At 65.1% G+C, this 11,641-nt stretch carries 9 protein-coding genes and 2 tRNA genes; 3 read left to right on the forward strand and 8 right to left on the reverse strand.

Translation table 11 applies throughout. The annotated features are described in order from the left end of the window. Positions 1-27: 27 nt before the first annotated feature. Positions 28-2,775, reverse strand: coding sequence for an aconitate hydratase AcnA (acnA, locus tag GYH26_RS11355; protein WP_161541748.1), 2,748 nt, complete (start codon positions 2,773-2,775; stop codon positions 28-30). A 265-nt stretch (positions 2,776-3,040) separates the two neighbouring features. Here acnA and GYH26_RS11360 point away from each other — a divergent pair. Further along, positions 3,041-3,116: transfer RNA gene (locus GYH26_RS11360), tRNA-Ala, on the forward strand. A 153-nt stretch (positions 3,117-3,269) separates the two neighbouring features. On the opposite strand, the gene GYH26_RS11365 is transcribed toward GYH26_RS11360, so the two are convergent. The 7 genes from GYH26_RS11365 to thiO form a co-directional block, all read right to left on the reverse strand. Then, positions 3,270-5,291, reverse strand: coding sequence for an ATP-dependent DNA helicase (locus GYH26_RS11365; protein ID WP_161541749.1), 2,022 nt, complete (start codon positions 5,289-5,291; stop codon positions 3,270-3,272). 55 nt (positions 5,292-5,346) lie between these two features. Next, positions 5,347-5,423 (reverse strand) — tRNA-Arg (locus GYH26_RS11370). Between the two features lie 70 nt (positions 5,424-5,493). Then, the gene (thiD, locus tag GYH26_RS11375; RefSeq protein ID WP_161541750.1) at positions 5,494-6,351 is read right to left on the reverse strand and encodes a bifunctional hydroxymethylpyrimidine kinase/phosphomethylpyrimidine kinase; all 858 of its coding nucleotides are present in this window, start codon (positions 6,349-6,351) and stop codon (positions 5,494-5,496) included. 6 nt (positions 6,352-6,357) lie between these two features. Further along, the gene (locus GYH26_RS11380) at positions 6,358-6,984 is read right to left on the reverse strand and encodes a thiamine phosphate synthase (protein WP_161541751.1); all 627 of its coding nucleotides are present in this window, start codon (positions 6,982-6,984) and stop codon (positions 6,358-6,360) included. A 3-nt stretch (positions 6,985-6,987) separates the two neighbouring features. Then, on the reverse strand, positions 6,988-7,812 hold the full coding sequence (locus GYH26_RS11385; RefSeq protein ID WP_014066427.1) for a thiazole synthase: 825 nt from the start codon (positions 7,810-7,812) through the stop codon (positions 6,988-6,990). 18 nt (positions 7,813-7,830) lie between these two features. Beyond that, positions 7,831-8,061: a sulfur carrier protein ThiS gene (gene thiS, locus GYH26_RS15090; RefSeq protein WP_161541752.1), complete on the reverse strand. Its 231-nt coding sequence runs from the start codon at positions 8,059-8,061 to the stop codon at positions 7,831-7,833. 4 nt (positions 8,062-8,065) lie between these two features. Next, positions 8,066-9,190, reverse strand: a complete 1,125-nt coding sequence (gene thiO / locus GYH26_RS11395; RefSeq protein WP_161541753.1) for a glycine oxidase ThiO — start codon at positions 9,188-9,190, stop codon at positions 8,066-8,068. An 86-nt stretch (positions 9,191-9,276) separates the two neighbouring features. Between thiO and GYH26_RS11400 the strand changes: the two genes are divergently transcribed. Further along, positions 9,277-10,323 carry an NAD(P)/FAD-dependent oxidoreductase gene (locus GYH26_RS11400; protein WP_161541754.1) on the forward strand — a complete coding sequence of 349 codons (1,047 nt, stop codon included), beginning with the start codon at positions 9,277-9,279 and terminating at the stop codon, positions 10,321-10,323. Between the two features lie 130 nt (positions 10,324-10,453). Then, a complete protein-coding gene (locus tag GYH26_RS11405) occupies positions 10,454-11,536 on the forward strand; it encodes a class I fructose-bisphosphate aldolase (protein ID WP_012844592.1) in 1,083 nt (360 codons plus the stop codon). Positions 11,537-11,641 lie beyond the last annotated feature (105 nt).

The raw sequence follows: 11,641 nt of genomic DNA on the forward strand, positions 1-11,641 counted from the left end.
TCTAATCCGGATAATTCGCGCGGCGGACTACGCCTCGACGCGCTCGGGCTGGCTGCGCAGGAAGTCGCGCAGCACGTAGTGCAGAATGCCACCGTTGCGGTAGTACTCGACCTCAACGGGCGTGTCGAGCCGCACCAGCACCTCGAAGGTCACCTTCGAGCCGTCGGCCTTCGTGGCCGTGACGGTCAGCGTCTGGCGCGGTTTGACGTCGTTGGTCACCGGAATGTCGTAAACCTCCGAGCCGTCCAGCCCCAGCGACTCGGCGTTTTCGCCTTCCCTGAACTGGAGCGGAAGCACACCCATGCCGATCAGGTTCGAGCGGTGGATGCGCTCGAAGCTCTCGGCCAGTACGGCCCGCACGCCGAGCAGCGCCGTTCCCTTGGCGGCCCAGTCGCGGCTGGAGCCCATGCCGTAATCCTTGCCGCCGATGACGATCAGCGGGATACCCTGCTCCTTGTAGCGCATGGCGGCATCGTAGATCGGCATGATCTCGCCGGTCGGGAAGTAGCGCGTGATGCCGCCCTCGGTGCCCGGCACGAGCAGGTTCTTGAAGCGGATGTTCGCGAACGTGCCGCGCATCATCACCTCGTGGTTGCCGCGCCGCGAACCGTACGAGTTGAAGTCGATGGGCTTGACGCCTCGTTCGATCAGATAGCGGCCGGCCGGGCTGTCGGGCGGAATGGAACCGGCCGGCGAGATGTGGTCGGTCGTGGTCGAGTCGCCGGCCCGCACCAGCACACGCGCCCCCAGAATCGGCTGGATTTCCGGCACGTCGGGCGTCAGGTTCTCGAAGAACGGCGGCTCCTGGATGTAGGTCGAGTTCGGATCCCACTCGTAGAGCGCGCCGCCTGAGACCCGGATCTGATTCCACATCTCGTTCGAGGTTTCGATGCCCTCGTATTCCTTCCGGAACATCTCGGGCTTGATGGCCTCGTTGATCAGATCCAGGATCTCCCGGCTGCTGGGCCAGATGTCTTTCAGGTACACATCGTTGCCGTCGGCATCTTTGCCCAGCGGCTCGTTCATCAAGTCGATGTTCACGGTGCCAGCCAGCGCATAGGCGATCACCAGCGGCGGCGAGGCCAGGAAGTTCGCCTGCACGAGCGGGTGAATGCGCCCTTCAAAGTTCCGGTTGCCCGAAAGCACGCCGGCCACCACCAGATTGCCCTCTTTGATCGCCCGGGCCACCGGCTCGGGAAGCGGTCCCGAGTTGCCGATGCAGGTCGTGCAGCCGTATCCGACCACGTCAAAGCCCAGCTTTTCGAGGTAGGGCAACAGCCCCGACTCGATCAGGTAGTCGGTCACCACCTTGGAGCCGGGTGCCAGGCTGGTCTTGACGTAAGGCGGCACCTTCAATCCTTTTTCGACGGCTTTTTTCGCCAGCAGACCGGCCCCCAGCATCACCGAGGGGTTGCTCGTGTTCGTGCAGCTCGTAATGGCCGCGATCACCACGTCACCATGGCGGAGCTGCACTTCGTTCCCCTGCTCGTCCCGGTAGGTGGCCGTCTGCTCGAATTCTTCCGGCTTGCGGCCGAAGCCCTTGGGTCCGACCGGCGCCGTGAAGGCCGTCCGGAAGGCCTGCTTGAGTGCGGGCACGTCGATGCGGTCCTGCGGCCGCTTCGGGCCGGCCACACTGGGCACCACGGTGCCCAGATCCAGCTCGATGACGTCCAGGAATTCCGGATCGGGCGTTTCGTCCGTACGGAACAGCCCCTGCTCTTTTGTATAGCGCTCGACCAGGTCGATCAGCTCCTGCGGGCGGCCGGTGCGCCGCAGGTAATCGAGCGTTTCCTGGTCGACCGGGAAGAAGCCCATTGTGGCACCGTACTCAGGCGCCATATTGGCGATCGTGGCGCGGTCGGGCACCGAAAGCTTACTCAGACCCGGTCCGAAGAATTCCACGAAGCGGCCCACGACGCCGTACTGACGCAAAATCTGCGTGACGGTCAGCACCAGGTCGGTGGCCGTGGCGCCTTCGGGGAGCTCGCCGGTAAGCCGGAAGCCGATCACCTCCGGCATGAGCATGTAGATGGGCTGGCCCAGCATGACCGCCTCGGCCTCGATGCCCCCGACGCCCCAGCCCAGCACGCCCAGGCCGTTGACCATGGTCGTGTGGCTGTCGGTGCCGACCAGGCTGTCGGGATAGGCGACCGGCACGCCGTCGTCCTCCGGCCGGCTCCAGACCACCCGCGAGATGTACTCCAGGTTGACCTGGTGGCAGATGCCACTGGCCGGCGGGATGACCGAAAAGTTCTCAAAAGCCTGCTGGCCCCAGCGCAGAAATTCGTAACGCTCCCGATTGCGCTTGAACTCCAGTTCGGCATTGAGCCGGAGCGCTTCCGGCGTGCCGAAATAATCGACCTGCACGGAGTGGTCGATCACCAGATGCACCGGCACCCGCGGGTTGATCACTTCCGGGTCGCCGCCCAGCCGGGCCATGGCCGAGCGCATGGCGGCCAGGTCCACCACGGCCGGCACGCCCGTGAAGTCCTGCAACAGCACCCGCGCCGGCATGAACGGGATCTCTTCGGCGGCCGGCGCCTTCGGATTGTAGCGAGCCAGCCGCTCCACGTCCTCCTGCGTCACCAGATAGCCGTCGCAGGTGCGCAGCAGTCCTTCCAGCAGGACCTTGATCGAGAACGGCAGGCGATCCAGTCCCGAAAAGCCCAGTTTTTCCAGCCGATCGAGCCGGTAGATGTAGGCAGTGCCGTGTCCGGTGTCGAACGTGTCGCGCGTGCCGAGCAGATCGCGGGGTTTTTCCGAAGCCTGACTCATGTGACCCTCGCCAATTGATTCCGTTGCCTGTTACAGTTATGACCGGCCTTCGCCACCACCCCACCCACGCCGGTCTGAAGGGAGAAAATGTACGGTGGAGGCCAGCTTTTTGTTTTCAGAAAGCCGAAACGTCACCGGGCAAGGCCGTGAAAAACCTGTAAACGAACGCATTAAAGCCGGCAAATCCGGACGGTAGTTTGCCAGCTTATGGAACAGCAAGACAGAAACGCTCGTTGATTGGACCGCTTGCGCACGCAGGCAACGTGGGGACATAGCTCAGTTGGTAGAGCGCTGCGATCGCACCGCAGAGGTCAGGGGTTCGAATCCCCTTGTCTCCACCAGAGATTAGCCGCAAGCCTTTAATTTGAGGGGCTTGTGGTTATTTTTTTACGAGCCCTGTCCATCGCTCCGTCCCGGATGTCGGCTTTCTCCGCCGAGATCCCTTCGCCTGATGCACAGGTGATCTGGGGGGCTGTCGCCGCTTAACTGAAGCGTCAAGCCAGAAAGCGCACCACTTCGTCGAGGGTCTGCACGCGGCGGGCCGGCGGCAATGCGTCAAGGATCCAGCGGCCATAGTACTTGGTCTGAAGCCGGCCGTCCAGCAGCGCCACCACGCCCCGATCGGTGCGTGTGCGGATCAGTCGCCCGAAGCCCTGCTTGAGCGTCAGCAGCGCCTGGGGAAGTGCCTCCAGCTCGAACCAGTCGTCGCCCGCCTGTTCGTAGCGGGCCTGCCAGTAGGGATCTTCTCGCCCCGGAAACGGCAACCGATCGATGACCACCAGCGAGAGCGCTTCGCCGGGCACATCGACCCCCTCCCAGAAGGCGCGCGTGGCCACCAGCACCGAGGCCTGCGCTTTGAGCTGGCGCACCAGTCGGGCACGCGGCGCACTCCCCTGCACCAGTACCGGATAGCCGCAGTCCTGCAGCGCTTCGGCCAGGCGCTCCATCATGCGAAGGCTGGTGGTCAGCACCAGCGCCCGTCCCCGCGAGGCAGCCACCAGCGCCTGCACTTCGCCGATGAGCGCCTCTTCGTAAGCCTGCTGCGTTCGGGCGTCTCGAATCCGCGTGGGATCCAGCCGGATCGGATCGGGTGGCAGGTACAGCAACGCCTGCCGTCGGTAGTCGAACGGCGCCGGCACGATCAGCTCCAGACCTTCTTCCGGAAAGCCGGTGCGGCGTCGGAAGTAGGCGAACGGTCCGTCGGACGCCTCGCCCGCCGCCGCGCGTCGACGGAGCGGCCGCGCCAGCGTGGTCAGCGTGGCACTCGTACAGACGACCGTGGGAAACGCCTCGAACAGCACCTGCTGAAGCGTGCCGCCGGCATCCAGCGGCTGGCAGATCACGACCGGCTGGCGGCGCTCGCGCTGCACGTAGAGCACGTGCTCGGCCGCCTGCGCACGCCAGCGTTCGGTGATCACACCGGCATCGGCCGCCAGCCGCTGCAACCCGCGCAGCACCGCCTCGTACCGAGCTTGCAACTCCTGCTGCGTGCTTCCGCCGAAGCGCTGGAGCTGCAGGCGCATCATCTGTCCAACGAGGTCCTCCAGCACGCCGGCCCGGTCACGCAGGTTCAGCAGCACCACACTCAGCGCTTCGGTCAGCGGCGCGGCCGGACGTCCCGTCAGCGCCGCGTCGGCCTGGCGCTTCAGCTCGTCGGCCACCAGACCCAGCGCTTCCAGTTCGGCCCGCGTGCGGTGATCGATCCCGGGCAGCCGAAGCGCCTGCCGCCGCAGGCGCTCCACCCGATAGGGCGAGATGTAAACGCTCAACGCCCCCAGCGCCATTTCCTCGAGCCGATGCGCCTCGTCGATCACCAGCACTTCCGCCTCAGGTAGCAGGTAGAGCGCCCCGCCGCTTCGCGCCCGCAGCATCAGGTCCTGCAACAATAGCGCATGGTTGACCACCACCACGTCGGCCCGCTCGGCCCGGCGTCGGGCTTCCATCAGAAAACAGGCATCGTAGAACGGACACTGTCGGCCGCCGCAGCCGTCCGCGTCCATGGTGACCAGCTCCCGCAACGCGGGCGTCACACGCCCCGGAAATTGCTCCAGATCGCCATCGGTATCCGAGCGGCGCGCCCATTCCAGCAGACGCCGAAACGCCTCGGCTTCGTCGCGCGTCTCGAAAACCGGTCGCTCCTCCTGGGTGCCGGCCTCCATTTTCAGCCGGCACAGATAGTTCTGTCGTCCCTTGAGCAGGGCCCAGGAGACCGGCCGATCCAGCAGCCCACCCAGCAGCGGCAGATCTTTGTGGACGAGCTGTTCCTGAAGGGCCTTCGTGCTGGTGGAAACGAGCACCCGCGCCTCCGCGCAGAGCGCCGGAATCAGGTAGCCGAACGTCTTCCCCGTGCCGGTTCCGGCCTCGATTACGGCGGGCAGCCCCTCGGCGATCGCCCGGACGACCGTCTCGGCCATCTGGCGCTGGCCGGGCCGCGGTTCAAAACCGGGTTGCTGCTCCAGACGGGCCAGCAACTCCCGTACGCGCCCCCACAGCGCTCGGAGTGAAAGGCTCTCCACGCAGGCTCACTGGTTTCTAACAGAAAAGCCCGCACCGTGGAAGGTGCGGGCCAGGTGGCGTGCCCGGGAGGATTCGAACCCCCGACCTTCTGATCCGTAGTCAGACGCTCTATCCAGCTGAGCTACGGGCACGCTTACTGCGGCTGGCTAAGATAAGGATGCGTCGTTTCGGACGCAAGCGCCAACCTTGGAAAGCATCCGCTTATACGCCGGCCGTTTTTTCGGGTTCTTCGGCGCCGATGGGAAATCCTTTGAAGGATTCCAGAAAATAGAAGTGGTGCGTGGGGCCGTGGCCGCCGCCGATGGGCAATGCATGGCGGATCGTCTCGGTCACGTACTGCTTGGCGCGACGCACGGCCTCGACCAGCGAAAATCCCCGCGCCAGGTTGGCGGCGATGGCCGAAGCGTAGGTGCAGCCGGTACCGTGCGTGTGCGGCGTGTCGATCCGGGGCGCGCGGAATTCCTCGAAGCGCTCGCCGTCGAAAAGCACATCGACCGCCACGGCCTCACGGCTCAGGTGCCCGCCCTTCACCAGCACGGCCTGCGGCCCCATGGCTTTGATGCGCCGGGCCGCCTCGTAGAGATCTTCGACCGTTTCGATCTTCAGGCCGGTCAGATGAGCGGCCTCGTGCGCATTGGGCGTCACCAGCGTGGCGAGCGGCAACAGCGCCTCGCGCAACGTGGCAACGGCGTCGGGCTTCAGCAGCGGATAGCCACTTTTGGAAATCATCACCGGATCGACCACGAGCGGTCGCATCTGCCATTGTTCGGCCTTACGCGCCACCAGTTCGATGATGGCCGCCGACGAAAGCATGCCCGTCTTGACGGCCGCAACCGGCAGGTCTTCAAAGACCGCGTCGATCTGCGCTTCGATCAACTCCAGCGGTAGCTCGAAGGCGGCCGTCACGACCCGCGTGTTCTGCGCCGTCACGGCCGTGATGACCGAGGCGGCAAAAACGCCGTTGGCCTGCATCGCCTTGATGTCGGCCTGGATGCCGGCGCCCCCGCCCGAGTCGCTTCCGGCGATCGTCAGCGCCACCGGTGGAATTTGTCGGTTCATGGCCGTTTATCGATGGTACAATGCGTTTTCGGTACGTGCTAAAAACTGCCGAACGGCCCCTTCAGGATCCGAAGCGTCCAGAATGGCCGAGACGACGGCCACGCCGTGGGCACCCTGCTGCAGGCAGGCCGAGACGTGCTCGGGCGTGATGCCGCCCAGCGCCAGTATGGGAATGGGAACCGCTCGACAGACCGCCGCCAGCGCCTCCAGACCGACTGCCGGTACGCCGGGCTTGCTGGCCGTGGGAAAAACCGGGCTGAAGAGCAGATAATCGGCCCCTTCATCGGCAGCCCGGCGGGCCGCGTCCAGATCATGCGCCGAGTAGCCCAGCAACGTCCCGGACCCGAGTCGCCGCCGGGCTTCGGCCACCGAGGGACCGCGCCGTCCGACGTGCAGTCCCAGCCCCAGACGCTGCGCCACTTCCAGGTGCGTGTTGACCGAGAGCAGCAGGTCTGGATTTTCGGCCTGCAGGACCGGCACGAGCGCTTCGGCCGCACGGGCGAACGTGTCGGGATCGACCCGGTGGTCACGGAGCTGCACCCAGGGCACGCCGGCGGTTACTGCCCGGTGCACTACCCTGGTCCGATGCGGATCGGTAAAGCGATCGGCGATCAGCAGCAGACGGGGCAGCATGCCTCAGTGTCCGACGCGCCCTTCCATCGGCGAGGACGGCCGTGCGTAGAAGCGCCGCGGCATGCGTCCGGCCCTGAAGGCCAGTCGGCCGGCCTCGACCGCGTGGCGGACGGCACGGGCCATTAGCACCGGATGCTCCGCCTGCGAGATGGCCGAGTTGACCAGCACCCCGTCGTAGCCCAGCTCCATGGCCATTGCCGCGTCGCTGGCCGTCCCGATCCCGGCATCCACGATGAGCGGCACGTCGTCGATCATTTCCCGGATCAGGTGCAGGTTGTAGGGATTGACCAGCCCCATGCCGCTACCGATCGGCGAGGCCAGCGGCATCACGGCCGCACAACCCAGATCGGCCAGCTTGCGGCAGGTGATCGGATCGTCGTTCGTGTAGGCCAGCACTACGAAGCCATCGTTGATCAACTCCCGGGCAGCTTTCAGGAGCTGCTCCACGTCGGGCAGCAGCGTTTCGTCGTCGCCGATGACCTCCAGCTTGATCAGGTTCGTTTCGAGCGCCTCGCGGGCCAGTTGCGCCACGAGCACGGCTTCGCGGGCCGTGTAGCAGCCGGCCGTGTTAGGCAGCACCCGGTAGCCGTGCCGTTCGAGCAGCGCCAGCAGACTCTCCTCGGAGCGATCCTTCAGGTTGATACGCCGGATGGCCACCGTCACCAGCTCGGCCCCGGCCGCTTCCAGCGCATCGAGCATGGTCTGCACGTTCGGATAGCCGCTCGAGCCCATCAGCAGCCGCGTGTGCAGCTCCAGCGGCCCGATGCGCAGCGGCTCGTCGTCCACCTGCACCTGCCAGCCCTTGCCGTCAACCACCTGCGTGCTCATAGCCTCTCGTGTGCGTTTTTATCCGCCCTGACGGGCCGTTACCACTTCCACGCGATCGCCTGCCTGGAGCCGGAGTTCGGCCCATTGCGAACGGCGCACGACCTCCTCGTTCACCGCCACGGCAATGCCGCGCGCCGTTTCCGGATCGATCTCCAGGCGGCGCAACAGCTCGGCCACCGTGGTGCCGGCGGGCACCTCGTAGGGCTCGCCGTTCAGCACAATTGCCAGGGTCCGGGTAGTTTCGGCCATCGTTTTACGAAGGGGTCGAAGCCGTCAGGAATCGCTCGGGTGAAAACGGAGCCAGCCACGGGGAAGTTTCTCCGGTAAGGATCAGGCGGGCCACCTCCTGCGCCGTGATGGGCGTCAGCAGAATGCCATGGCGGTAGTGCCCGGTAGCCAGCACGATGCCGGGAGCCCCGTAGCCCAGAATGGGCCGATTGTCGCGCGTGCCCGGACGCAACCCGGCCCCGATCTCCTGCACGGGCAGATCGTAAATGCCGGGCACCAGTTCCCAGGCCCCTTCGAGCAGCTTGTAGAGTCCGCCGGCCGTCACGCGCGTGTCGAAGCCCATCTCTTCCATGGTGGCCCCCACGATCAGGCGACCGTCGCTTTTGGGCACCAGGTAGGCATCAGGGCCGCGCACCACGTAGCGCAGGCCAAACGGCGGCTCCATCGTGAGCAGAATCACCTGGCCCTTGATGGGACGCATGGGCGGCTTCCAGCCCAGCCCCTCGATCTGTCCGGACCAGGCACCCGCCGCAATGACCACCGTTTCGGCTTCGATGCGCTCACCCTCGGCCGTGCGCACGGCCGGCCGCGTCTCGTCGGGCTCGACGGCCACGACGGCCACCTGCTCACGAATCTCGCCACCGGCCTTCTCCAGTGCCACACGCAGCGCCTCGATCAGCCGCCGGTTGTCCACCTGATAGGTCTCCGGCGCGTGAATGGCACCGACCAGCCGCGGCGCCAGGAACGGTTCCAGCTCCAGTGCCTCGTCGCCCGTGAGCCACTCGACGTTCAGCCCCTGTTCTTTTGCGAAACGATAGATGCGGCGATAGGCTTCGGCGCTGTCGCGATCGGGCGCGACCATGAGTGCCCCTTCGGTACGCAGGTCCACCGAAACGCCGCTGGCGGCTTCCAGCGCCTGCGCATAGTCCGGCCAGCGTCGCAGGCTTTCTTTGCTGAACTGGTAGAGCTCGGGTTCTTCGAACTGAATTTCGGCATCGGGCGCCAGCATGCCGGCCGACACCCACGAAGCGGCGCGTCCGACCCGATCCCGCTCGAGCAGTAGCACCCGCTTGCCGGCACGGGCCAGCTCCCAGCCCAGCGCCAGCCCGATCACGCCGCCGCCGACAATGCAAACCGGCCGTGTGTTCATGGCGTTAAGGTGTGTTTTTGCGGACTGAGGACGCTTTAAAGCTAAAACGTCCCCTTCGGGAAGGGTTCGATCGCTACAGGAAAATCATGCAACCTTCATCCAGGATTGCCATCGTCGGGGCCGGTCTGGCCGGTGCCTGCGCGGCGTTCGCGTTGCACCGACACGCTCACGTAGAGGTGTTCGAGGCCACCGAGGCGGCCGACCAGGCCTTTCGGGCGGCCGGGGGCTTGTTTCATCCGCTGATGACGCGTCGGGCGCGCCCCAACTGGCAGCATGACGCGGCGCTGGAAGCGCTGGAGCGGCTGCTGGCCGCCGTGGGCGACCGGGTGCCCGTCCGACGCGGGCTGCTGCGCGTGGCCTTTTCCGAAAAGCAGGCGCAGGACTTCCGGGAGGCCGCCCGCACCTATCCGCGCTTTGTGCAGTGGCTGGCACCCGAGGAGGCGAAGGAACGCTTCCCCCAGGTGCAGGCCCCTTATGGTGCGCTCTGGATTCCGCAGGGCGGGGCCGTTTCGGCTGCACGGCTCATCGAAGTGCTGCTGGAACGAAGCGGCGTGCCGGTACATCGACCGGTCCGCGTCGTGGACTGGAAAGAGGAGCCCGACGGCGTGCGTCTGCATACCGATCGGGGCGCAGTGCACCGGTTCGACTATGCGATCCTGGCGCCCGGCTACGGCTACCAGGCGCATCCCGAGCTGGCCCGGCTGCCATTTCAGGCCGTCAAGGGCCAGGTGATCTGCCTGCAGCGACCTCCTTCACTCGACACCCTACCGCTGGTGCTGGCCAACGTGCACCTGGCGCCTTACGGCGATCAGATTTTCGTGGGAAGTACCTACGAGCCGACGTTCACGGACCTGGCGCCTTCCGAGGCGCAGACGCGCTGGCTGCTGGAAGAAGCCGCCCGCTGGGTGCCGGAAATCTCCGGAAGCACTGTCATTGCGGCCCTGACGGGCGTGCGCGTGATTCGTCCGTATCGTCCGTTGCCCGTGCTCAGTCCCCTGCCCGGCCGACGGCACCTGTGGCTGTTTGCGGCGCTGGGTTCGCGGGGACTGCTCTATGCCCCGCTGCTGGCTTCCTGGTTGCCAGAAGCGCTCGAATGCCCGGAGCGTCTGCCCGAGGCGGTACGTCTGGATTGAGCTTCCTCTGGAAGCGCCTTCCTTCATAATGGATTTGTAAAAAAGCGCTTCCACAGAATCGTTTTTATCTCTCCGGGCGTATTATGTTTGAGCTAATCTTCAAGATCTTAAACCAAACCGGAAAAAGATCATGGCCGAGGTTACCATTTCGCGCATCGCCGAACTCCTGGGCGACGAAGCCGAGTACCTGCTCGAACACAAGTGTACCACGATTCCCAAAGAGTTGCTGCACCTGCCGGGTCCGGATTTTGTTGATCGCGTCTGGAAGGACTCAGATCGCAATCCGCGGGTGCTGCGCGCCATGCAGGAACTGTTCAACACGGGGCGTCTGGCCGGAACGGGCTATCTGTCCATCCTGCCGGTCGACCAGGGCATTGAGCACAGCGCCGGTGCCAGCTTCGCGCCGAATCCGATCTATTTCGATCCCGAAAACATCGTCAAGCTGGCCATCGAGGGCGGCTGCAACGCGGTGGCCACAACGTTCGGCGTGCTGGGCGCCGTCGCCCGCAAGTATGCCCACAAGATTCCGTTCATTCTCAAGCTCAATCACAACGAGCTGCTCTCCTACCCGAACACGTACGATCAGGTCCTGTTTGCCCGCGTCAAGGACGCCTGGAACATGGGCTGCGTGGGCGTCGGTGCCACCATCTACTGGGGCTCGCCGGAGTCGCGGCGGCAGTTGCAGGAGATCAGTGAAGCGTTCTCCTACGCCCACGAGCTGGGCATGGTGACGATCCTGTGGTGCTATCTTCGCAATAATGCCTTCAAAGTCAACGGTGTCAACCATGAGACGGCGGCCGATCTGACCGGCCAGGCCAACCACCTGGGTGTGACGATTGAGGCCGACATCATCAAGCAGAAGCTGCCCACCCATAACGGCGGCTACAAGGCGCTCAACACGGGCAGCAGCAGCTACGGCAAGCTGGACGAGCGCATTTACACGGAGCTGAGCACCGACCATCCGATCGACCTGACGCGCTATCAGGTGGCCAACTGCTACATGGGGCGCTGCGGTCTGATCAACTCGGGCGGTGCCTCGAAGGGCAAAGACGACCTGCGGGATGCCGTGCGTACGGCCGTCATCAACAAGCGGGCCGGCGGGATGGGCCTGATCTCCGGCCGCAAGGCGTTCCAGCGTCCCATGAAGGAAGGCGTCGAGCTGCTGCACGCCATCCAGGATGTGTACCTGAATCCGGAAGTCACCATCGCCTGAGCAGCCTCCACCGCACGCAAGGGGCCCGGACGAAGCTTCGTCCGGGCTTTTATTTTTTGCATCTCTGAAAAGAAATCGGCGTACCAGTTTTCAAAACGCGCAAGC

The organism is Rhodothermus marinus, assembly GCF_009936275.1.
GTDB lineage: Bacteria > Bacteroidota > Rhodothermia > Rhodothermales > Rhodothermaceae > Rhodothermus > Rhodothermus marinus_A.